Annotated in this window: 18 protein-coding genes, 1 tRNA gene and 1 pseudogene; 8 read left to right on the top strand and 12 right to left on the bottom strand. The window is 54.7% G+C overall.

Going from position 1 to position 22310, the window contains the following annotated elements:
* Window positions 1-24: 24 nt before the first annotated feature.
* The 7 genes from ACYQ14_RS08050 to ACYQ14_RS08020 form a co-directional block, all read right to left on the bottom strand.
* Window positions 25-519, bottom strand: coding sequence for an HNH endonuclease family protein (locus ACYQ14_RS08050; protein WP_459886869.1), 495 nt, complete (start codon window positions 517-519; stop codon window positions 25-27).
* Window positions 520-957: 438 nt separating this feature from the next.
* Window positions 958-1743, bottom strand: coding sequence for a hypothetical protein (locus tag ACYQ14_RS08045; protein ID WP_459886867.1), 786 nt, complete (start codon window positions 1741-1743; stop codon window positions 958-960).
* A 296-nt stretch (window positions 1744-2039) separates the two neighbouring features.
* Entirely contained in the window at window positions 2040-2435 is a 396-nt protein-coding gene (locus ACYQ14_RS08040) for a DUF8076 family protein (RefSeq protein ID WP_459886864.1), read from the bottom strand.
* 71 nt (window positions 2436-2506) lie between these two features.
* Entirely contained in the window at window positions 2507-5191 is a 2685-nt protein-coding gene (locus ACYQ14_RS08035; protein WP_459886861.1) for a DUF1156 domain-containing protein, read from the bottom strand.
* A 2-nt stretch (window positions 5192-5193) separates the two neighbouring features.
* Complete coding sequence (locus ACYQ14_RS08030) at window positions 5194-6078, bottom strand: alkaline phosphatase (protein ID WP_459886859.1); 885 nt, start codon at window positions 6076-6078, stop codon at window positions 5194-5196.
* The gene (locus ACYQ14_RS08025; RefSeq protein ID WP_459886856.1) at window positions 6068-8563 is read right to left on the bottom strand and encodes a DUF499 family protein; all 2496 of its coding nucleotides are present in this window, start codon (window positions 8561-8563) and stop codon (window positions 6068-6070) included. Before ACYQ14_RS08025 ends, ACYQ14_RS08030 begins: the two co-directional genes overlap by 11 nt.
* Window positions 8564-9101: 538 nt before the next feature.
* Entirely contained in the window at window positions 9102-9878 is a 777-nt protein-coding gene (locus ACYQ14_RS08020) for a tyrosine-type recombinase/integrase (RefSeq protein WP_459886853.1), read from the bottom strand.
* Window positions 9879-10148: 270 nt separating this feature from the next.
* On the opposite strand from ACYQ14_RS08020, the pseudogene ACYQ14_RS08015 reads away from it, so the two are divergent.
* Window positions 10149-10367 (top strand): annotated as a pseudogene (locus ACYQ14_RS08015) (hypothetical protein); the annotation flags it as partial.
* A gap of 522 nt (window positions 10368-10889) precedes the next feature.
* Here the strand turns inward: ACYQ14_RS08015 and ACYQ14_RS08010 are convergent.
* Window positions 10890-11336, bottom strand: a complete 447-nt coding sequence (locus ACYQ14_RS08010) for a DUF7344 domain-containing protein (protein WP_459886850.1) — start codon at window positions 11334-11336, stop codon at window positions 10890-10892.
* Between the two features lie 208 nt (window positions 11337-11544).
* Between ACYQ14_RS08010 and ACYQ14_RS08005 the strand changes: the two genes are divergently transcribed.
* From ACYQ14_RS08005 to ACYQ14_RS07985, 5 genes are all read left to right on the top strand, one after another.
* Window positions 11545-11618: transfer RNA gene (locus ACYQ14_RS08005), tRNA-Phe, on the top strand.
* An 810-nt stretch (window positions 11619-12428) separates the two neighbouring features.
* Window positions 12429-13550 (top strand): ABC transporter ATP-binding protein, encoded by a 1122-nt coding sequence (locus tag ACYQ14_RS08000; RefSeq protein ID WP_459886848.1) that lies wholly within the window; start codon window positions 12429-12431, stop codon window positions 13548-13550.
* A gap of 24 nt (window positions 13551-13574) precedes the next feature.
* Window positions 13575-14534, top strand: a complete 960-nt coding sequence (locus ACYQ14_RS07995) for a carbohydrate ABC transporter permease (protein WP_459886845.1) — start codon at window positions 13575-13577, stop codon at window positions 14532-14534.
* 6 nt (window positions 14535-14540) lie between these two features.
* Window positions 14541-15518, top strand: a complete 978-nt coding sequence (locus ACYQ14_RS07990; RefSeq protein ID WP_459886842.1) for a carbohydrate ABC transporter permease — start codon at window positions 14541-14543, stop codon at window positions 15516-15518.
* 160 nt (window positions 15519-15678) lie between these two features.
* Window positions 15679-16080, top strand: a complete 402-nt coding sequence (locus ACYQ14_RS07985; RefSeq protein WP_459886839.1) for a hypothetical protein — start codon at window positions 15679-15681, stop codon at window positions 16078-16080.
* Window positions 16081-16305: 225 nt separating this feature from the next.
* Here the strand turns inward: ACYQ14_RS07985 and ACYQ14_RS07980 are convergent, their stop codons facing one another.
* The 3 genes from ACYQ14_RS07980 to ACYQ14_RS07970 all read right to left on the bottom strand — a co-directional run bounded on the left by ACYQ14_RS07980 (window position 16306) and on the right by ACYQ14_RS07970 (window position 19036).
* Window positions 16306-16656, bottom strand: coding sequence for a hypothetical protein (locus tag ACYQ14_RS07980; RefSeq protein ID WP_283834906.1), 351 nt, complete (start codon window positions 16654-16656; stop codon window positions 16306-16308).
* A gap of 4 nt (window positions 16657-16660) precedes the next feature.
* Window positions 16661-17914, bottom strand: a complete 1254-nt coding sequence (locus tag ACYQ14_RS07975) for an ABC transporter substrate-binding protein (protein WP_459886836.1) — start codon at window positions 17912-17914, stop codon at window positions 16661-16663.
* A 366-nt stretch (window positions 17915-18280) separates the two neighbouring features.
* Window positions 18281-19036, bottom strand: coding sequence for a hypothetical protein (locus ACYQ14_RS07970; RefSeq protein WP_459886834.1), 756 nt, complete (start codon window positions 19034-19036; stop codon window positions 18281-18283).
* A 594-nt stretch (window positions 19037-19630) separates the two neighbouring features.
* Here ACYQ14_RS07970 and ACYQ14_RS07965 point away from each other — a divergent pair.
* On the top strand, window positions 19631-20167 hold the full coding sequence (locus tag ACYQ14_RS07965; RefSeq protein WP_459886831.1) for a hypothetical protein: 537 nt from the start codon (window positions 19631-19633) through the stop codon (window positions 20165-20167).
* Window positions 20168-20485: 318 nt separating this feature from the next.
* Here ACYQ14_RS07965 and ACYQ14_RS07960 read toward each other — a convergent pair whose 3' ends face one another.
* The gene (locus tag ACYQ14_RS07960) at window positions 20486-21058 is read right to left on the bottom strand and encodes a carboxymuconolactone decarboxylase family protein (protein ID WP_459886828.1); all 573 of its coding nucleotides are present in this window, start codon (window positions 21056-21058) and stop codon (window positions 20486-20488) included.
* Between the two features lie 391 nt (window positions 21059-21449).
* On the opposite strand from ACYQ14_RS07960, the gene ACYQ14_RS07955 reads away from it, so the two are divergent.
* Window positions 21450-22247, top strand: coding sequence for a DNA-directed RNA polymerase subunit epsilon (locus tag ACYQ14_RS07955; RefSeq protein WP_459886826.1), 798 nt, complete (start codon window positions 21450-21452; stop codon window positions 22245-22247).
* Window positions 22248-22310 lie beyond the last annotated feature (63 nt).

The following is a 22310-nucleotide window of genomic DNA, read 5'->3' as shown; positions in this document are numbered from 1 at the left end:
CTGCATCTTACCAACCTTATCGAATTATAATGATGTGGCTAAGTGAAGTTGAGCATGTTCCTCTGCCGTCACAAGTTCAATATTAGAAGGGGTGTTATCACATTTCATATGATTTTTGTGGTGGCAATGGTACTCACCGCCAGAAAAGACCTTTTCAGGCTCTGCTCCGTGGCTGATAGCGAGAAGTTGGTGGACGCGAACTGACCGTTGCTTGTCAGGGTCAGTTACAATCCACCGTTTGTACCCCTTATCGTCGGTGTAAAGGGTTACACCTTCCTGCTGACGAGCCATACCAATAGCCTCACCTCGCTGTCTCGTCCCAAGGTCATGTCGGTTGAGCCACTCACGGATTGTCACATGTGAGGTCCCCAATTTATCAGATACATCACGCGTTGACATTTCCTGCTCCCAGTAGAGCGTCTTGAGAACTTCAATATCCTGCCATGGATACTCAAGATCGGCAATCTTTTCTTCAATATCAGTGGCAACGTCAGTAGTTGCTTCTGTGCTCACTGACATTTAAAACCCACCTCACTACTAGTTTCTACGCTCAGGAACGTTTCACACGCTCGTCTAATAACGATACCCATCGGTACAGAGTGATCATCATAAACCACACCTCGTACTTGCTTTACCACCGCCAACTCTTCATCAGAAAGCCTGACTCTATTTGCTCGGGTCATAGTTCCATTTTCTAATCAATATTGAGGGATGGCATATGGAAGAAAACTAATCACAGCTAATAGTTGGCTGATGACGAGACGTTTTCATCGATCGAGTGGGGTAGACTGTATCCCACTCTGGGCCACCGCCTCAGTTATAGTGTACTCACAAGTGACGTATTTAAATGACAAACTGGTATTTGAGACGTAAGATAGGTGGCAAATCTGTAGATGTGATTTATGTACCCCCTTCCCATGTCCTTGTAGTTGGAAGAGGCGTGAGGAGATCAGCCCACTATCCTTTCAGTTGCTTACGCAGTTGGGAAACTGCACCACTAACATTGGCACACACCAGCCCCATATCGGCCACAAGAGATTGAAACTCGTTACGGGTCTCAACACGATCATCAAGGTCAATGATGTACTTGTTACCGACGAAGGCGATGGCTGCAGCGATGTGGGCGTCTTGTCCACCCCCTTTCCGTGCAGGTCCGTAGGAGGTGAAGGCACCCGAGTTGATGGAAGTAACTAGGTGAACTACCTCACGAACTTGGCTATCTGTTAAGCCAACTGACGTGGCACAGGCTTCTGCACGGCTCTTGAGAAACCGACGTTCGCGATCAAGTTTCTGTACGTCATTTTCTCGTCCGCGATGTCCATCCCGACCATCATTGTACTGATCGAGAGAATATACCCAGGAGTCCAACTGCCCCCCATCGAAGTTAGTGGCTGCAACAGAGTCTTCAACGGCAGTGGCATGCTTGTCTTGTAATGTCCCGCTTCCTTTCTCACTATTGTGGTCGAACTGTCGGCGTTTCGCTTCAATGTTTAGAGACGTATGCCAGAAGGTACGACGGTTATGAATCAGACCACATTGTCTACAGTATGATTCGAAGTCGTTGCTCGTAAGCGTGCCAGTACACTCCTCACAGTCGATTTTTTGTTCCGATGGCCTATCCCTTTCATAAGCGGATGGAGACGTATATGTGCCGTCTGGTGTCCATCTATAGGGTTTTGTAACATTGATTGTCGAGTCATATTCCGCCGTTGTTTCGAAGGTGTTATTGATGCATGTTGACATGGTAGTACGAACTGCTGCATGCGCAACTCAGGTATTTATGATCTGTGAACCGAGCTATGACTTATACCACGCACCATCGGAGGGGAGAGAACCTTTCCAGACCGACGGATACGAGGATGGGAATTAATTCCCGTGACAGATACTACAGTCTGAAGATTAGTAATAATATCGATTTATTTATTACTATCAGTAATTCAATAGTCAGAAGCAATGGGCGGTCGTACTCTACAGACGAAGTGACAGCCCATTCAACATCTAACTATAATTTGATACGGCCATGCCTCGCGCGTGCGCGATTACGACTGAACGTTGATGTTACTATAGTACCATCCCGATCCTTCTTGTTCAATTCCATGAAATATCCTCTTGAGGGGGATCTCTTCGTCTGCATCACGAAGGACAGGCTCGTCCCAATATTCCAGACCCTCGACTACGAACTGAACACGAGGATTTTCTGTTAGGAGAAAATTGACACGGTCGCGGAGGATGCCATGGACGTATTCACAGGCTTCACACGGATCGTCTACACCGCGGAGGAACTCATCCAGCCCATGGACTGTAATGTCATACGGAAGGCTCTCCATGCGTTTGACGTGTCGGAGAAACTCGACGATGCTCATCTGATTGTCGAACGTTCCATGTCGTTCTACCGCATCTACGGAGTGAACGTGAAATCCGATATTGAGACTCATTTGCTTACCTCAATCTGGTGTCTTCTTCAGGTATAAAGTTCAGTACAATAGACTGTACTATGGTCCCACCGTTAGGCGAAATCTTCGAGGTCCAGTTGCGTATCAGTCCGTTCTTCGACGTAGTCCGCGATGTCGGTGTACTCGTCGTCGTTCTCGATCTCGGCTAAGCGGTGCAGTGCAGCGATAGAGCCCTCGTCGGCCCACTTCCCGAACTGCTGTGCCAACTGATCATTTTCATAGAGATAGCGGAGATAATGGGCCTTATCGACCGCGAGATAATCCCGTTTTGACTCAATATTGTTAGCACGGTTGATCGGACCACGAACGTTCAGTTGGTTCCCCTCTTGTTCGAGAAGTCCTTCGTGGACGAGTTCGGAAACGTCAACCCCGCGTTGACGGAGATCCTTGTTTAGCACGTTATAGGCGATCTCATTACCGCGTCCGAGCACGTAGGTGAGGTAGACGGCACTAAGTGCGTCCATCTCGTCGCCGAGCGTCTGTACCCGTTCTTCCATGAGTTGTTCATCTACGATGTCACGGATTGTCTCCACCGCTTCGTCGACGGACATTGACTCTCCCTCGTGGGTGACGTTCGGGAAGTGACGCGAGTACACTTCTAGGCATTTGCCCATCGTTACCGCGAAGATGTCTCCTTGCGTGAGTCGTGAACCGCTTTCCTCAAGTCGGTTGATTTCCTCTTCGGCACGGAAGTAGATCTCGTCCTCCAGTGAGCGCCAACTGACGGTTTCGGGATCTTCATCGCGGTCCCGACAGACGACGATCATGTCGTACTCGATGTTGGCCTTATCATGGATGTGTGTAGAACCTCGCATCTCCCCACGGATGGGATACAGAGCCGTAACGTAGAATCCAGCATCGAGAACGGACTTTAGGACCGTACTCCACCCCTCAGTCTCCTTGTGGTGGAAGGTGAAGGCCATGATCCCGTCGTCCTTGAGCTTCTGGTTCGCTTGGTCGAAAACGTTCGTCAGCCCCGTAACGAAGTGTTCCTCGTCACGATACGTATCGACGCTATCCTCACCAGCGGGATCGCTTACCACCTCGCTGGCCTTGGGCGTGAGTTCGGCTGTGAAGTGATCGTACTCGTCCTCGAGCACTTGCTTCAGCCATACATAGTAGAAATCCGCCGTCTCGGAGTACATCACGTTGTCAAAGTACGGAGGATCCGTAATGACGGCATCAACGCTATCATCTTCGATCGGGAGGTACTCTGACGTACCACAGCGGAGATGAACGTTGTAAGTCGCATCCTCCTCCCCTTCCACGGGATCGCCGAGTTCGTCAGGATCGTCTGTTACGTGCCCCTCGATCTTTCCGACGCCGTCTTGCTGCTTCGTTTCACCGTCTTCGACGTACTTCTCGTAGGGGTTTTGGCAAAACTCTTTACCCGCTCGCATCTTGTCAAATTCACCCGAGAACGTACCACGTCCGTATTTTGTTCCCCAAACGTTGTTCTCGACAGGTGTATGTCGGGCAGTAATTGTATGACGTTTGTAGATCCCTGTCAGTTTGTTGTAGGGCTTATCGTATTCACAAAATTCATTATTATATGCGAGTGAGCTTGAGAAAGCTAGTAAGAGGAACTCCTTGAGGTTTTGATTATCAATATCATCAATCTCCTCCAACAATTTTGAAAGGGCGAGTAACTGTCGTGCGTTGAACATCTGGTCATATCGCTCGTAACCATGGTTCCGTGCACGATCTGAACTACCCCGATAGCGTTCAGTGGTCGGGATTGGGAGGTTTTCACGCTTCTCAGCTAGCTCGTCTTCTGCCTCAGCAAACAGTTCACGGTCAAATTCAGTCGCAGCCTTGTATCCCTTCTCGTCTGTTTCAGGACAGTAGTACTCGACTGCGTAGAGGGACTCTTCGGCTTTCCCAAATCGATCTACGCTCTCGATAATCGACATCCCAGATTGCTCACAGTGCGGACAAGAGTAATTACCTCGAGAGACATTGCCTGCGTCCTTGGGAACGTACTCGTGTGAACACTCGGGACAAGTAGTGTCTGTTCGGTAGTCGTCCGTCTCGAAGACGTGCCAACAATCGGGGCAAACGACGTTGTAGTGATCGTCCTTCGAGGAGCGAGCGTTTGAGAGTCGGTAATCCTTGAAGAGTGGAACATCTTCTTCGCAGTTCCGACACGGTAGTTCGTCAACCCAGAAGTAGTACATCGCGTCGGCATGGTTCTCCTCACAATGAGGACACTCCGTGCGGTAGTACTCCTGTATCTCTTGGCCGACGCTATTCTCAATTTCCTCAAAAGCCGCGTCAAGTTCGTCCAAACCGACGGGCTCGACTTCTTTCTTGACAACGAACCACGCAACAGGATTCAGTTCGCTGCCAATCGCATTACACCCCAGGCGCAGTGACTCCACGATGCTCGTTCCACCACCCATGAACGGATCTAACACCGTCTTATCGTCGAAGTCAACATCTTCCAGATAGTATTCCCAGAGCGCATCGGGATTCTCCCAGTCAACTTCTGGTGGTTCATCATCACCCTCGAGCGTCGACTGTCGCTCGCCATCGATGGCCATCTCCTCGTCAGCGAGTGCATAGAGGAGCATCGTACGGAAAACAGAGCCAAGTCGCCGCGCCCACCACTTGTGCATGGTATAAACGGGACGGTAGTACCGCTTGGCATGGGCTTCCTTTTCCGCAATCTCGTTTACCTTTTCGATTGGAAATGAAATCTCGATCGGTCGTCGACGGGGCTGCTGATCCTGGCTCATAGTTACAACGTCACCTCGATACGGGGCGTGATGCACTCCAGCAGGCTGAGACCGCCGTGCTGGAAGGTACTGTACTTGCCTCGAGCGGGCCACGTGTATCTTCCGATAGGCATGTAGTAGCCATCTGCCTCAACTACGAGACCGTTCTCGATAAGTTGATCCGCAGTTACGTCACCGACACTCTCGAACCGCCCACTGAACGTCTCTTGGAGGGCTGCCTTCTCCGTGTCGCTGATTTGGAACGTATGGCCCGCGTCGAGGCGTGCATAGCCGTGATCCGAACCGATCACCACACGTTCTGTATCTAATTGATCGAGGATCGAGCGAAGTGCCGTCTCCGTCTTCTCATACATCTCTTCGATGGAGGAAAGCTTCGTCTTGCCCTCCTGTATGTTCTCGAGGAGTGCATCGGGATACCGACACCATATGACTTCCTCGTCGCCGTCGAGAGACGGATCCTGACTCTTGACGCTGGTGGACTTGTGGTCTCTTTTGAGCGAAGAGTAGTCAACTCGGTCGCGGTAGAACTTCGTTTCCGATGGGGCAGACGAGAACGAGTAGTGGGTCTCAGGTTCGTATCCGTCACCCTCGAGCATGTCGACGAACATCGCCGCCTCGCGGACGCTCATCGCGTCCATAAGGACGAACGTGCCACCGTCAGGAACACTGAGCGAGGCTTTGTTGACACACCTGTCTGGGAGTACTTCGTCGAAGAACTCCCGATAAACGTCCAACAGCAGCCGCTCATAGTTCACTGCATCTATCTCCCGACTGTAGTGATCGTCGACGCTATCCGCAGGGGGATACCAGATATCCCAAAGCGCATCCCATACTGCGGGAACTGGATCGTCTTCCTCGACTAGCTTCGTGAGTCGCTCAGTTCTCACGTTCGACCACCACAGTTGCGTCGATGTGCTCTCCACTCGGGAGCTGTTCGAGGAACTCGATGAGGTCCTCTTTCGAGAGCCCGTCAAGTTCGTAGCTCAGATCGACTCGGGTCGCTGTGTCGGTATCCCCGTTGACTCGCGACTCTGCCATACTCTTGAGTACGCGAGCACTGTTTCCTTCCAGGCTGATGGTCTCAGTGGTAACTGAAACGGGCGAAGGCTCGTCTTCACCTTCGGCTCCCGCTGGTAAAATCTGTTCCTCGGAACTACTGTCTCCGCTATTATCCGTACTTACACTGCTCACTCCACCACCAGTAAGAGTAGGTGTTGACTCAGGTTCAGTTTCTTCCTCTTCGAAGATCGAGTCGTCAAGGTTATCGGGATGGTGGATAGTCAAATCATCGTTGAGATCGGGAAGGGCATCACCCTTGTGGGGGACGTAGAAGTTCGCCCGATCCCCCTCGAGTACGATTTTCTCGTCACGGAATAACTGTCGAACAGCGGAGTAGAATACTCCCTCCGAAAGCAGAACGGGCATGCGACGGAACTGTCTGAAGTCGTTTAGCATCGAGGCGATAGGAATACCGTTCTCTGCGTCAGCGACTTCTTCGCGGATCTTTTCACCGACGTAGGTCTTGTCCCGCCCGACTTTGTCCTTCACGTCGCTGGTGTCCGCAGCCACGTCGATCCGACGCATCCGTACGCCGTCACCACTCGGGTCTTCGCTCCATTTGACCCACTTTCCGTACCGATCTTCCAGTTCGTTCCGTAGTTCTCGGCGTTCGTCACGGATGATCGACTCGAGTTCACCCCCGTCGTCGACGTTACCACGGAGGTTCTCTGCTCCAAGGATGCGAGCGGCCTTGCTAATGATGTCGTCCTCTTCTCGAACCGCTTTCTTTGGGGTAACGAAGAGAACCGTATTCTGGTACGTCCGAGGCTCAAAGAAGTCGTTGAGTTTCTCGCGGAGTGCTCCGTTGGAGAGATAATCGAGCATCACAACAGTGGTGAGTTCCTTAGAGTCGGGAACGCTCTCGTCGGGGTAGACATACACATTATCACCCCACACATCGTTGCGAACGACATCAACGAGCGTCTCTTCGATACTCTCACGATCGTCTTCCAGTGCCCGCTCTTGTTCCCGAGTGACGAGAGCCGTAAGCTTCGGGTCCTCCGTCAGGTAGTAGTGCTCCTTCTGGGAGTCTCGGTCAAGGTAGTGAGCAACCCCATAGAGATTCTCCAAGGACATGTGAAGCTTATCGACAGTCGTTTTGTCGGGTTTGAACGTTCCAAGTAGACACTCTGTCACGGACGCTCTCTGCTCACGTTCTTCGAGCGTGTAGAGGAGGATCGTCCGCAGTAAATCGTCCCCGAAGTCGATATCTTCGACAGCCTCTTTGTCAGAGACGTAGCGGTTGAACAACGTCTGGTTGATCCCGCGGAACGCACCTGGTTCGATGTCACAGGTGACGATGAGGTCGGTCTCTTCGTACTCTCTCCGAACCGTTTCAGCAAGGACGTTCATTACCCCCCGAACGCTCTGCCGCTCACGTCCTGCTTCGTAGATATTGTCAAGGAGATCGAGAAGTTCAGGATGGAACGGATACGTCTCGACCATCCGATTTTCGTATCGCTTCGACTCATCAATCTCGATAGGATAGTCGTAATGATCGATGTAGTCGTTGATGACATCGCGAACCGCTTTCTTGTTGATGTCGTCTTGCCGTGTCTCGAAGAGGCGATGAAGGATGATCTGCTCTCGGTCTCCAGTGTCGTTCATATCGACCGAGTATGGGTCTGTTCGCTCGAGGATACGCTTGATATCACGGCTTTTGTCTAGCAGCGTAACGAACGTGAAGAGATCCTCTTGCGGGTCGTTCGCCACTTCGAAGAGGTTCTGGAGGAAAAACTCGTTCCGTTCGAGGAGGTCTTCGTTCTCACTCTCGTTGAAGGACTCCCACCACGTCTCGATCTCGTCGAAGAAGATAGCGACTGGTTCATCGTCGGTAAGACGCTCGAGGTGTTCAGTAGTCGGATATCGCTTGATGTCGTCGAGAATCTCTTCACGACCCAGATCTCTAAAGATAGGCTCCCAGATGAGGTCAGCGTCGGTCTCACTGGTAGAGAGCACAGATGCCTGAGCAGTCTCGGGAAGATCGAGGGAGATGCCCCACTCGTCAAGCCACTTCTGAGCGATTTCGGGGCTATTGAACATGTGGTACAACACGAGCAGCCCGTGAGATTTACCAGCCCCATAGGGACCAGACAGAGTAATCCCACCTTGGCTGTCTCGTCCCTTGAGCTTGTTATCGACGTGATCAAACGCCATCTGGAGAGCGTTTGATGGATACGTCATCGAGAAGAGACGGTCAGCATCGTTCTCTAGGCGATCAGCCGTGTCACCCACCTTGTGCGCTTGTAGAACACCCTGGAACCGCCCCTCAATAATTTCGTCACGAGGGGTGAGAAGATCCTCGATAGTCATGATCAACTCTTATTGGATATTACACTACCTTTGGTGTTTCCCCTTGGACTGGACGTTCTTGTAGGGTCCACCAACCAGTAGGGTGAAAATATGTGCTATTACTCAGTCCACCAGGGAGGTGTCGTTCGGATACAGGCAAATACACTTCCTGACCCAGGGTCCTAACTGTTCCAACGATAGTTCGGCCATCCACCCCACTGTTACTCCAAACATCGTTTCTTCTACCCCACTCCAGTTATACGGTGTTACCTCATTGCTGGTCCCTGGTACGTCGATCATCCTCGTCTCGCCCTCATCCCCCTGCCACTTACAATGACAATGTAGGGGGGTACAAAAAGACAAAATAGGATGGAGAACTCAGTAAAGTGAGTCTATCGTGGCTTAGAAGAACGATACCTGTCAGTCGCCGCTCGCCCAAGTAATATTATTACGAGAGTCTGTTCCGCCGTTTGGACTCACGTGACTGATCTAGCACTCGAGCAATACGGGTGGGTGGAATCTCTGTGAGTCGATGCACGATCACCCCCTCCCATCAAGATTAGATCTGAAGTAGGTACCCTAAATCACCCTGACGGGGTGTCACCCGATAGACCGTGCGACGAAGGGTACTGAGGGTGGGTCGTCCCTGCGTAGTCGTGAACAAGGGGTCCCGTCCGTAGTCATCAGTCACCTCGTCACGAGTGTGATCAATATAGTCCCCTAGCACCTCCACTGTGTTGGTGGATAGTGCGACGTACCGCTCACCGTGTTGAGCGTTTTTCAGCGGGGTCTCGGTTTCAGGTCGATGGACCAACTCAATACGCTCCCGTTCACGGTGAAGATCGCTCACATCGAGTCCACGGGCTGCACCGACACGAATCCCCGTTCGCCAGAGGAGGAGAAAGAGCGCATGCTCACGGCTTGCATACTGGAACTGGCGCAGATGCTTGAGGATCTTTTCCGCACGTTCCGCATCTAGGATAGTGTCGCGATGATCCCCATCACCTGCGTCGGGGAGTTCTACCTTCTCGTGAAGACCCTGTGGAACTGCGTCGATGCGTTCACAGAACTTCAGAAAGGCGCGGATAGTAGCAAGTTGACCGCGAAGCGATACCGTCGTTAGATCACCGTCCTGTCGTCGCCAAACACGGTACGCTTGCAGGTCGCGTCCGCTCAACTCGTTGAGGTTCTCACGGCCCTCCTTCTCACACCAACGTACGAAGTGCTGAAGACGGTACCCATGAGATTGAACGGTGCTGGCTGCCTTTTCGCCCTCTGCTGATTGGAGGTACAATTCCACTGCTTCTTCCGCGGTAATGGGTTCGAGGTCGGTCATAGCTCACGTTAGTGAGTGCCCCGACAGTTGGGTGGAGATCCCCCATCTGGGTGTAGCCGCAGGGATGGATGGCCGTGTAACCCGAGGTCGGTGGTGAGCAAATCCGAAGGATTTGCGATCCCGACGAGCCGCAGCCCGCGCAGCGTAGCGAGCAGGAACGTCTCGGCATGGTTCGAACCCGCTCGAGTCCTCATCGAATACAGCCATCACAATGGAGGTATCAGTTGAGGCTACCAGAGGCGACCTCTAGACGGCTTTGGGACGGAACAGACCTTCCGGTCGTACGCCCAGCTTATCCTCCGCGAACTGGGAGAGCATCTTGGCTACTCACCGCCACCACTGCTAGAGCGTCTGATCGAAGATGCTCAGAAAATCCATAAGCAACGATCGATTCTCCAAGAGAGGCTCGTTACCCCTATCCAACCGACTGCTGAGGCTTTGCTAAAGACCAATGGTCGGAAAAGTAACCTAACTATGCGTTCTATATAGAGTGAATAAACGGCGCTGGACACTGTGTTCAGGATAATCAAGAACAATTAGAACCGCTTATGTGATACTGAGGTAACATTATGATCATGGCATTCCAAGCGTTCATAGGAGTCGAGTTGCTGATATTTGTAGGGATTATTCTAATCAACCTTGCTGTTATTTACTCCCTGTATAACATATTCAAGAATGTCTATTCTCTCCATGGTTGATAAAATCAGTTATACGACACTAACCTTCCAAGAAAATACGCCAGGATCGGGCACACACGGCGTCGCTGAGCGTGCGCTTGATCACCGAACGGGCCGTCTCTGGTCGCGATCCAACGTCGTCTCGAGCAGGGATTGGATACCGACGAACTCGAAAACGTCGTCAGTTGGAGGGGCTCGATGTGGCAACTGTTCGAGTTCAGGTTTGAAGATGGAGCGCTCTGGAGTTTGCGGCCGGTGGATCTGCAAATTCCGGCGAATGGCGCGACAAATATGATAAAATAAAAGACATGTAGCGTGACCGTAGCGTGAGTAGTCAGTGCTTGAGTTTGGCGACGTTCTCTCGAATCTGGGTAATGAGTCCATCTTCCGCCTCGGCCTGGAGCGCCGCGTTGAGGGTCGAGTTTTCCGGTTCGTCTTTGACCACGAGTCGAAGGTACGGCTCGAGTTGCTCGAAGGTATCGTCGAGGACGACCGTGTGGTTGCTCTCGTCGTGATCGACGACGCCCGCGTCGTCGAGTTTCGGAACGTGGCACTGCACGGACGAGACGTAGACGCTCTTGTACTGATTTTTGGCGACCTCGTCCGGCGGGAGGTTGTGTTCCCAGCCGGCGACCTGTTCGGCGAGCCTGGAGAGTTCGATTGGGTCCTCCTGCCCACGGAGTGCGTAGAGAAGATACCGACGCCGGCGGTTTGCCAACAGCTCCAGAATTGTGTCTGCGGACAGGTCGTCGTCTTCCAGGTTCGTGGTAAGCCCCTCCATAACAAGATATTACCACCCAGTCCGGAAAAGGGTGTCTTGAATATCTAAAAATCCGACAGACGGCGACTTGATTGACTGTTTCTCGAGGGCGTTCAATCAATGACTACTAACGGGTTGAAATACCACTCGATGGGATCGAATGTCGAACCGTAACACGGCAGACGGGATTCGAAATCCTTTTTTGTACCATCGACGGAGTGTGAGTCGAGCCGCCTTAGCTCAGACTGGGAGAGCACTCGACTGAAGATCGAGCTGTCCCCGGTTCAAATCCGGGAGGCGGCACTTTTGTGACGAACAAGACGGTGAGCGGAGCGAACCGTCCGTGAGAAACAAAAGTGCAACCGACCGGATTTGAATCAGGGAGGAGCTTTGCTCCGACCGTGGTTCAAATCCGGGAGGCGACATTCGGTTTCTACACGATTTCTATTTGAGAGCGTTACGCACTCGACTGATGATCGAGCTGTCCCCGTTCCCGCGAGCGAGCAGGTCCTCAGGCGGAGTTCACAATCCGGGAGGCGGCATATTTTTACGGCGAGCAAATCCGCGAGCCGCACGTATGCTTTCCTAAGAGTCGACATCCCGATCCGACGCGACTTTCGCCGGAACCCTGCTCCACTCGAGTGAAAACCAAACCGTTGCCGTTCAATTCAACGAAACGGATGGAACGTTCGAGTTCCGGAAACGCTGGAAACAGTTTCTCTCGAGTCCGCACTCGAACGTTTCACGCCCCTTGTTTCTGACAGGCACCTTATCACCGGGATAGAGTATCGCCCCGGGGTAGGTATTGAGAGATGAATAACGGTCGGAGTCGAAACGACGCGATCCGAGGTGGATATCCTCACGAGTATTCGAGTCGCAGTGTATTCTATGGTGTTTCGGAGCCCGTTCTACGCTTCGAATCGTCTCGGGTTCTCTGCCACTGGTCGACGACGCGGTCGGAGAACGGCGTCGTTTCGACGTCGGATTGGTGAAGCGAAACCGATCTCTCTTTGACTCGATCCGGTGGCAAAATTCGTATCAACAAATCTGGCGGTATGGGCGGGTTTGATGGGGTCATTCGACGTCATTTCGCACTGCATGACATCTGTTTCCATGAAGGATGTTAGCAAGTACTTCGATGGGGGAAACACCGTCGCGAACTATCGCCTCAACCTGGATGTTGCCGACGGCGAGTTCCTCGTCATGTTGGGGCCCTCGGGCTGTGGCAAGACGACGGCACTTCGACTCATCGCGGGGCTCGAGCAGCCGTCGGATGGCGCGATATACTTCGGTGACGAGCGGGTCAACAGCCGGTCACCCAGCGACCGAAACGTTGCGATGGTCTTCCAGAATTACGCACTGTACCCACACTTGACGGTCGCACAAAACATCGGCTATCCGTTGAAAGTTCGCGGGATACCGCCTGACGATCGGGATCGGAAAGTCGAGGAGATCACGGAGCTGCTTCACATCGAAGATCAGGTCGATAAGAAACCGGGGGCGTTGAGCGGTGGGCAACGACAACGAGTGGCGCTCGCGCGCGCTATCGTCAGGGAGCCGTCGGTATTTCTCTTAGACGAGCCGCTGTCGAACTTAGACGCCAAGCTCCGCCAGGAGATGCGCATCGAGTTGAAGCGTCTTCAGAACGAGCTCGACATCACGACTATCTACGTGACCCACAATCAGGAGGAGGCGATGAGCATGGCCGATACGGTCGTGGTCATGAATCAGGGAACGATTCAGCAGATTGCACCGCCTCAGGAGTTATACAAACGACCCCGAACGGCGTGGGTTGCTCGATTTATCGGATCGCCGCCGATGAACCTGTTCCAGGGGATCCGCCGTAACGGATCGATCGACCTTGGCGAGGCGGGCACCGTCGAACTGGACGGTATGATGGACGCCGATGAAGCCGTTGTGGAAACGAGTGGTCAGGACGATGCGAGTGCATCCAGCATGCTCGCGAACAGCGCCCAAGGCGATGTCGCAGTCGGCATTCGACCGGAGGACCTGGCCCTTTCGACTACGCAACCGTCGTCGGGAAACGTGATCGAAGGGACGGTAGACACTATCGAGCCGATGGGGGAGTACATCCTCGTCAACATTTCCGTCAACGACCAGATCGTGAACGCAAAGGTGTCGGAGTGGACCGTTTCGACGGATGACCGGGTTTACCTGACGTTCGACGACGACGACGCCTACCTGTACGACGACAACGGCGAGTTGGTGGGCTGAAATGAGGTCACAGGCCACGCAATCATGAGCTTACGAGATCACATCGATGGCTTCACTGACGATCACGAGTTGGTCGGAGAGTTGGATATCGACCGCGAGAAGGCGATTGCCCTCGCGGTATTTCTCGTTCCCGGGTTGACACTCTTCATGATCTTCTCCGTCGGTCCGATCGTCTACTCGGCCATCGGGAGCTTCTACTCTTGGGAGACGTTCACGATGCAGGACTTCGTCGGATTGGACAACTGGATCCGCTCACTTACCGATCCACTCATCATCCACTGGTCCAACATACGGGAGTTTCAGTATCCGATGGGTGCGCTTACCCACAATCTCCTCTGGGTCGTCGTGCACGTGCCTGCGAGTACGTTCTTCGGTCTCGCACTGGCATTGCTGTTCGCCGATTTGAAAGGGCGTCGAATCCTCCGTTCGATGGTTTTTGCGGGCTTTACCGTCCCGCCGATAGTCATCGGGCTGGTCCTCATGTTCATCTACGATCCCCAGGCTGGGGTCTTCAACGAGTTGCTCCGGGTGCTCGATCAGGGGCAGTGGGTCCGCAACTGGACGCAGTCGCCGCAGGTGGCGATCTACGCACTCATCGCGGGCGGAATCTGGGTCCATACCGGATTCAGCATGTTGTTGTACAGTTCGGCGCTTTCTGCTATCGATCCGTCCCTGATCGAGTCGGCCAAAGTCGACGGTGCCGGCCCGTGGCGACGGTTCTGGGACATCATCTGGCCGCTGGTCAAGCCAGTGACCGCCGTGGTCGTCATCATGGGAATCATCTGGGTGATGCGAATGTTCGACATCGTCTACGCCGCCGGAGGCGCCGCAGGTGGGCCGAACCACGCGTACTCGGTGCTGGGGATCGAGGTGTATCGGGCCGCGTTCCGGCCGGAGATTGACTACGGGATGGCGATGGTGGTAGCGTTAATTCAACTGTTCATCGTTGCCCCGCTCGCGCTGTACATCGCTCGAATGAACTGATCACATATGGTTGAAGACAACTCCCCTAATTCCCGGACTGATCGTGACGCGGACACTGAAGCGAAACCCGACGGCGGACGGTACCTGTTGCTCGAGGAGATACCGGAAACGGCGCCAACGGCCGACCTCACGTGGCAAGAGCGGATCGCCAACGTCGTTCCTTCGAAACGTCGTGGTCTCAAGTATGTCGTCGCGATCACCATCGCTCTCCTCTGGATCGTCCCCTTCATCGGGCTGTTCATGGCGTCAATCCGCCCGCTCTCGGAGATTATCGGCGGCTGGTGGCATATCGAAGGAATGACCATCACGTTTGAGAACTATTATCAGGCGTGGAATCACTCCACCGCACCGATGAGTGTGGCGCTTCGCAACACGTTCATCGTGACGATCCCGGCTGTGCTGGTCGTAATGTTACTCGGGGTGATGGCGGCGTATCCCTTTGCCCGATTCGAGTTCCCGCTGAAGACGACGCTGTTCTTCCTGATCTTGCTAATCATGGCTGCACCACCGGAGCTCGTCGCGATGGGCAACTACAACGCCCTCCAGCGGTTCGGTCTGTTCGACACGTACATGGGGTTGATACTGATCCACATCGGCTGGGGACTCGGTTGGGTCGTGTTGTTCCTGCGAAACTACTTGCTCGGCATCCCGGAAGAACTCGAGGAGGCCGCACGCATCGACGGCGCTTCGCGATACCAGATCTTCAGGACGATTATTCTCCCGCTCTCAACGCCCGCGCTCGTTTCGGTGGCGGTCATCCAGTTTACGTGGGTCTGGAACGCCTTTTTCTTCCCGCTGGTGTTCATGCGCTCGCCCGAACTCTACCTCGCACCGCAGGCTCTCCCATTGATGCGCGGGCGTGTGCAGGTCGAGTGGGGTATCATCGCCGCCGGATCGATCATGACGATGGCCGTGCCGGTGATTCTATTCCTGTTGCTAGAGCGGTACTACAAGCGCGGAATGGTCGCTGCCGTCGCGGATTGATCCCTTTTTTCGGCTTCGAACCGCAATTCACCGCTACCTGTCGATAATACCGTTATCTGCGCTCAGAATGAGCCTGAAGCTGACCCTCGCAATTCGGTACCGATGGATGCGAACATACTACCGTCGAAACAATAATAGAGTTGCTCGTTGTATTAATTATATGAACAATCGTTGGCTCCTCTTGGGATACGGCCTGCTCTTCACGGGGGTAACAATCGGGGCTATCTACCAAGGAGAGGCCCTGATAGCCGCTATCGCAGTCACCCAGGCCGTCTTCGGTTTCGGTGGCTTCTGGTGGAACACAACTCACGAAAGGTCTGTGCGTTGGAGACATCCCAGAGAGGGTGCGTTAATAATGGCTAAGATTGTTTTAGCGCTAGTTGGAGCAATCGTAATCACCGCTCTTGCAATGATCATTCTTCCGTTTAGTAACTTCAGTCCGCAAACTCCTGGAAGAGTCGTTCGGGTTGGCGTGTTTTATACAGCTTGGGCGCTTTTGATGTTCAAACTCCTGTTTGGAGAGTATGTTCCCCGGAAAATATTCAAAGCTAGTGAGTTGTAGCATTCGTCCAGTCGGGCTTGCGCAAGTACCTTTTTCCGCCTCGGGATTCCTCGCTGCGCTCGGAACCGCTCGGCGCAAAAACCTACGCTAAAAAGGCCGCTCACTCCCGATGGTGGCTTGCGGGTGCTGCGCTTGCGACGCGACCGCAGCGGTAACGCCTCCGCCTGTACTGAACGTGGATCGCACGGCGAATGCTGAATACTAAAACCGTGTTACAATCGACTATTACAACGGCACATACCCTGCTCGTGTCGCGCCAATGGTCACGACGATCACGAGCACGTTTGCGAGAAAGAACAGCCGCGATGACATCCAGGCGAACGACAGCAGGACTGCGATGGGTAGTGCGGCGATGAGCGCCGGCCAGAAACCCCGAATCGCGAGCGTGGCGAAAAACGCCGTCGTGAATACGTACAGAACGTCAACGGCGACGGCGTTGGCACTACTTCGTTGCATCTCCTGACCGACGACGATGACTGACTCGAGCACACCGTCGCTGTCGCCGCCGTTTCCAGCGTCGTCGCTACCGAGGCCACCACTTCCGTCGCCGTCATCATCGTCGCTAACTGCAGCCACGTTACTATTGATCCCCGACAGTCTCCTGTAACACGCTATTGAGTGATTCCACGACCGGCTCGATGTCCTGGTCCGGTTCCGCCCAGAGTCCGAGCAGTTGCGACCAGAACTCCGCCTGGAACGGGTCGCCTAACGCGTCGTCCAAGTCGGGAACAAGTTCGACCTCGTCCGTTTCCTCCGAAAGTTCCTGCATAACCTCGAGGTCGAAGGCGTCATCCGGAACATCGAGGGCCGTGGGGACGAAGCCCCCGCGTTCGGTCCAGACCTGTTGACCGTCGGGCGAGATGGTGGCTTCGACGGCCTCTCTCGCCGCATCGATGTTCGACGCGTACGTGGGAACGGTAAACCAGTTGATGCTCGTCACCATCGCCTCAGAGCCGGGGAGCATGAAGTAATCCAGGTCCTCGGGGTCCTCGATCGCGCCGAACGCCGGCGTCCACGATCCCATGAAGTAAAGCGGCGTCTCGTTCTCCCAGAAGAACTCGTACTGGACGCCGAAGTCCCGTACCTCGCTGAAGTATCCCTGTTGAAGGAGGTCCTGCAGTTCCTCGAAGGCGGTGACGACGCGGTCGTCGGTGAACTCGGCGTCGCCCTCGATGAGGTCCTGTTGAAGCTGAGCCCCGTCGTCCTGTCGGAGGATGAACGCTTCCGCCACGTCGCTCAAGGGCCAGCCGTCGCCGTTGCCCGAGGCAAGCGGCGCTTCAACGCCCTCGATGCCGTCTATTTCGTCGAGCAGACCGAGGAACGCGTCGTAGTCGTCCGGCTCCTCGAGGCCGTGTTCGTCGAAGAACGACGGTCGATACCAGAATCCGGGTTTGATATCTCCGCCGAACGGAGCGGCGTAGACTTCGTCGTCGACCGCCACCGTCGCGTGGTCGGTGGTGAAATCTTCTTCGTCCCACAGGTCGCCCAGTGGCTCGAGGTGGCCCGCTTCTCCGTCTCTTCGAACCCGTCCTTCGGTCGGCAACACGACGATGTCCGCCGGCGCGATCCCCGTCTCGTAGTCTATCAACGTCTCCGTCAGGATGGTCTCGGTGTCTCGCGGCTCGTACGTGATGTCGAGTCCGGTTTCCTCCTCGACGTAGTCGACAACGGTGAGAAAGTCTTCTTCCTCGTCGTCGGTCCAGACGGCGGTCACCGTAATCGCTTCCTGTGCACTCGCTCCGCCAACGCTTCCTAGTCCAACCAGTACGACAGCTCCGCCACCAACACCACGGAGTACTCCGCGGCGGTCGATGTCTATGGTTTTGTCTCCCATACGATCCGTAGGCCGATCGTAATCTTAATAGTTTTCCACATGTCGATGTAATTACTGGAATCTATACAGTCGATTTTCAATATAGGTTGTCTTGACCAAGCGTCAGGCTCCCTCCACTCGTACCCTCCTCATGAGTGGTTCGGACACCGCGTCGAACCGATCACCTCTGACGGATGCAAGGTGGTTGTTCTTCAGGGCTTACTTGAGACTGACCATTAGGTAACGCGATTATCACTCAGAACGAGCACCCCCTCAACTACGCGATTGTCACTCACGCCCAGTGAAGATGGTGATTGACGCCCAGCGGAGACGGTGTTGTAGTGCGAAAAAGTCGATAGGAGTCCGTGTAAACGGAGTCAGGTGCCGCTAGCAGTCTTCGTCGTCCTCGTCGGTGTCGCTGACATCACCGTCGTCAGCGGTCGCGTCGTCGCTGTCGTCTTCGGTTGCGTCATCGTCTTCGGTTGCGTCATCGTCGAAGTCGGTGGCATCGTCATCGCTCGCATCGTCCTCGTCTTCAGGACTGTCTTCGTCAGCGTATTCGTCACTGTCCGAGGCGTCGTCAGTCGCGTCGTCGCTATCAGTGACGTTGTCGGTAGCGTCGTCGTCCTCGGAGACGTTGTCAGCTTCGTCGTCGCTATCGGTGACATCGTCAACGCCCTCATCATCTTCAGAGGCGTTGTCAGCGTCCGCATCGTCGCTGTCCGTCACGTTGTCGGCGCTGTCATCGCCATCGTCGAATTCGATGCCGGAGTCGGAGCTGTCATCGTCGGTAGCGTTGTCGTCATCGCCGAGGATGTCCCTTTCTTCAGGACAATCTTCGTTCATGTACTCGTCGCTGTCGAAGACGATGTCAGTCGCGTCGTTGGTGTCGTCCTCGTCGGAGGCGTCGTCAGCGTCCGCATCGTCACTGTCCGTCACGTTGTCGGACGTATCCTCGACACCGTCATCGTCGCTTTCGTTTGCTTCTTCTTCGTCTACTTCTTCGCCATCTTCGATGGTTTCGCCGTCCTCATCGAAGTCTTCGTTCGTGTCCGTTGCAATAACGCCGGCACCGCTTACCACTGCCAGCGCCATCATCAGTGTCATCGTGATCGCGATCGCACGTGTTGATATGTTTGCCATTTTGTTGGTCTCGGTTGTGTACACCTGCGAGTAACTGTACTGACTGCCAGCGGGTGTACACCCCCTCCAAAGAGAGAGCGGACTGTAACTATCTGTCAGATAAGTCGCTTTCCGTTCGTCAAACGCTGTTCCTCATTTGCTCCGTGTCAATTATCGAGAGACACACATTGTTCTGGATATTGCAACAGTCCAAGCCCTCGAGAATGATGTTCCTGTACGTGCTATTTCGTATGAACGTCTCAATTACGCCCAATTGCGGCTATCAATGCTACCAACCCGATTGCAGGAGTAGTCGATTGAGTTTCGAGACCAGAATCGGTCTGGTGGCACAACCCGACTACTAACCACTGGAATGGCTCACGGTTCCTGGCTGGAAACGATCTCCAACCGATGTCGACGCTCCAAAGTGATCTCAAACTGTGATCCCAGACTGGTCTAGATTCCCAATCGACGGTTCGCTCAATAACGATTGACTGACACGATAAACGAATCTCAGGAATCGAGTTCAGTAGGATGGCCCGTTCGATCACAATTCGGTGAACGTTAACATAGTAAGGAGTCAGTAGTATCCCCATTCAATGCCAGGTGCCACTAATGAAAGTTGCACACCTCCGGTTCTTCGAAGACTTCGGAACTCGTTCAGTGGCGATTCACGGAATCATGGCGATCGCGTTCGTCAATGCGATTCTTGCCGGCCTATTCATCACTGGGCAAGTGGGCCTCGTCTCGTTCGTTGCGCTGCTCAATTTCACTGCCGGACTATGGGTCGCTCACTCGATCCACTCGCTCGGTAACGTCACGACCGACGACGAGTACAACGGGATCATCAACGAGCTACTCGATGTCAGCGACAACGAATCCAACGAAGGACTCGATTCCGGTCGCATCGGCCGGCTTTTAGCGCTTATCGCGGCCGTAACCGCAGTTTCGCTCCTGACCTCGGCACAGGTCCTTTCGGGAACGATCCTTTCGGTCGCCGTCGTCGCAGTCGGGGCAGTTGCACTCGTAACGGCCATCGTCGGATTCTTGATTGCACTCGGTGACTCCTACGACGAATCCCAGCGACGGACGATTGCGGCGGTTGAACGGAATAGGGAGGGGACCGACTCCGATGGACAGACCGAGTCATAGGAGACGTCCGCTCTCAAAGCCAGACGTTCTACCGACCTGTAATCTGGTATCGGGCTAGCTTTCACTACAACGTTCTACTTGAGTCGGTTAGTTTGGAGACAGACGCTCTACAAGTTGGTCAGCGACCAGTCGCTCGTCTCGAGGTAGTCTGTCGTCCAGAAGATGGGGATACGCAGGCAGGAAGATGCTTTGTGCATACTGCGATGATGATGATGTGGCTTCCTGCCGTATCTTCGTATACTAACCCGGCACTCATATCGGTGTTCCCAAACCACTTTGGAACCCGTACTCGGACCGTATTGGGGATCGAACAAAATACTACAAATTCTCGAGATCCCAGCCGACGAACTCCTGTTCGGTTTCGACCTCGAGCGCCTCGAGCACGTGCGCGAGCCCAAGGTAATTCCCTGCGAGCACTCCAATGCCCAGGATCACCTCGTCGGCGTAGTGGGTGGCGACCCGCCCGTGGGTCGGGTCGTCGACCTGCCTGTCGACGAACTGTTCGACGTACTCGACGATCGCGGCGTGTTCGTCCTCGAGCGCGTCGTGGCGCCCGCGCGAAACGGCGAGTACCGTTTCGGGCGACATTCCTTCGTCAAGAGCGACTCGGACGTGCTGGTGCCACTCGTAGGCGGATTCGGTCTGTACTGCCGTCGTCAGAATAACGAGTTCACGCTCGTGGGGGGTGAGCCCGCTCTGGTGCCAGACGGTCGAGAGGTACTCGCGGAATCCCTCGAGGAGGTCGACGTTTCGCCCCAGCGTTCGGTAGACGTTCAGCGTGCCCCCCGAAAGCGAGTGGTCGGCTTCGGCGTCCGAATTCGAGAACGTCTCGAGTAGCGAGCGCTTCTCGGCCGAAAGCTCCTCCGGGTCGACGGGATCGAATCGCGTCATACCGGGAGGACTCGGTCGCCGAACAAATACGCGGTGGTCGGTTAGGCGGTGTCGGTTCGACTCGAGAATTGATCGCGGAGAGAAGGGGTGGCACTGCTGGCCCGACGAGATCCCTGCTCTCGTCGCAACTGGTCCGTTCCAGCTCTCCCGGTGTCGCTTCCACTCAATAGAACGCCCCCGGTTACCCTCGAGCGAGCGCGGATCCTTTAAGTGCTTCTCGTCACAAGGTGAAGATACGAAGAGCTTTTCGCGACCGTTACTCCTCGAGCAGTTGCGTTGCAGAGCCGTTTGCCTGGCTTCGTACACTAGTCAATCGGTAGTATAATTCGAGTGATGTTTTCGCCGATTCGAGCGAGGGTTTTTCCCTCTCTACGTGTGAGCCACGAACGAGATGCACGAAGGCGACTCCGGAACGCGCCTCCAGCGACCCGGAACCGTCGAGCACGCCCCGCAACGCGACCTCGAGAGCCGCGCCGGTGCGGGATCGGTCTCTCGAGCGGCCCTCCAGCGTGACGCGTCGGTGCGCCAGTGGGGCGTCGTCACGCCGAGTGCGACCGTTATCGGTCGAGCGGAGTCTCCCGAGGCGGAGCTCTCGGATCGCGTTCGTCGACTCCACGACGAACAACACGGCGCGACGCCCGGATACAGCGAACGCGCCCACCGCCTCGATCGACTGCGGACGACCCAGGCGCTGTGTAACGCCCTCGAGGTGACGCCGTGGCAACGAGATCTCGCGCTCGGCGTGATGGACGAAATCGACCTGACGGAGTTCGGCAGCCAGCGCGCTATCCCGAAGGTCGCGCTGGTCGTGATCCGCCACGTCGTCGACCTCGACCGGCAGGCGTACTTCGGACTGGACGACATCGACGCCTCGGAGCTATCGGCCGAGCGGATGGAGGAACTCTTCGGCCAATACCGCGCTCACGATATTACGGACGAACCGACGTTCGAGCGCCTCGCCGCCGAGCACGGCCTCGATACGACCTCCCTCAATCGGCTTCGACGCGTTCTCAAAGGCCAACTCGAGGACGAACTCCCGGCGTACGGCCGAAACCCGTGGCGGGACCCGAACTTGCCCGAGGCGACTGCAGATTCCGACGAGGAATCGGTTGAATCGATGGCTGATGGATCGAACGACAGTGATTCGAGTCTCCCCGATTCGGCTGGTCCCGATTCGACCGAGAATTGACGCGTTTTCCTCCCCGATTCTAAAGGATAGGGCGTTGATCGCTTCTGGTGGATTTGTGTGGTC

It is taken from the genome of Halostagnicola bangensis (assembly GCF_054653435.1).
This window is presented reverse-complemented; position numbering and strand designations above follow the sequence as displayed.

Excerpts from the sequence above, each read along its gene's own strand:
- ACYQ14_RS08050 (WP_459886869.1), bottom strand. The coding sequence starts at position 519 with ATGTCAGTGAGCACAGAAGCAACTACTGACGTTGCCACTGATATTGAA.
- ACYQ14_RS08045 (WP_459886867.1), bottom strand. The coding sequence starts at position 1,743 with ATGTCAACATGCATCAATAACACCTTCGAAACAACGGCGGAATATGAC.
- ACYQ14_RS08040 (WP_459886864.1), bottom strand. The coding sequence starts at position 2,435 with ATGAGTCTCAATATCGGATTTCACGTTCACTCCGTAGATGCGGTAGAA.
- ACYQ14_RS08035 (WP_459886861.1), bottom strand. The coding sequence starts at position 5,191 with ATGAGCCAGGATCAGCAGCCCCGTCGACGACCGATCGAGATTTCATTT.
- ACYQ14_RS08025 (WP_459886856.1), bottom strand. The coding sequence starts at position 8,563 with ATGACTATCGAGGATCTTCTCACCCCTCGTGACGAAATTATTGAGGGG.
- ACYQ14_RS08020 (WP_459886853.1), bottom strand. The coding sequence starts at position 9,878 with ATGACCGACCTCGAACCCATTACCGCGGAAGAAGCAGTGGAATTGTAC.
- ACYQ14_RS08010 (WP_459886850.1), bottom strand. The coding sequence starts at position 11,336 with ATGGAGGGGCTTACCACGAACCTGGAAGACGACGACCTGTCCGCAGAC.
- ACYQ14_RS08000 (WP_459886848.1), top strand. The coding sequence starts at position 12,429 with ATGAAGGATGTTAGCAAGTACTTCGATGGGGGAAACACCGTCGCGAAC.
- ACYQ14_RS07995 (WP_459886845.1), top strand. The coding sequence starts at position 13,575 with ATGAGCTTACGAGATCACATCGATGGCTTCACTGACGATCACGAGTTG.
- ACYQ14_RS07990 (WP_459886842.1), top strand. The coding sequence starts at position 14,541 with ATGGTTGAAGACAACTCCCCTAATTCCCGGACTGATCGTGACGCGGAC.
- ACYQ14_RS07985 (WP_459886839.1), top strand. The coding sequence starts at position 15,679 with ATGAACAATCGTTGGCTCCTCTTGGGATACGGCCTGCTCTTCACGGGG.
- ACYQ14_RS07975 (WP_459886836.1), bottom strand. The coding sequence starts at position 17,914 with ATGGGAGACAAAACCATAGACATCGACCGCCGCGGAGTACTCCGTGGT.
- ACYQ14_RS07970 (WP_459886834.1), bottom strand. The coding sequence starts at position 19,036 with ATGGCAAACATATCAACACGTGCGATCGCGATCACGATGACACTGATG.
- ACYQ14_RS07965 (WP_459886831.1), top strand. The coding sequence starts at position 19,631 with ATGAAAGTTGCACACCTCCGGTTCTTCGAAGACTTCGGAACTCGTTCA.
- ACYQ14_RS07960 (WP_459886828.1), bottom strand. The coding sequence starts at position 21,058 with ATGACGCGATTCGATCCCGTCGACCCGGAGGAGCTTTCGGCCGAGAAG.
- ACYQ14_RS07955 (WP_459886826.1), top strand. The coding sequence starts at position 21,450 with ATGCACGAAGGCGACTCCGGAACGCGCCTCCAGCGACCCGGAACCGTC.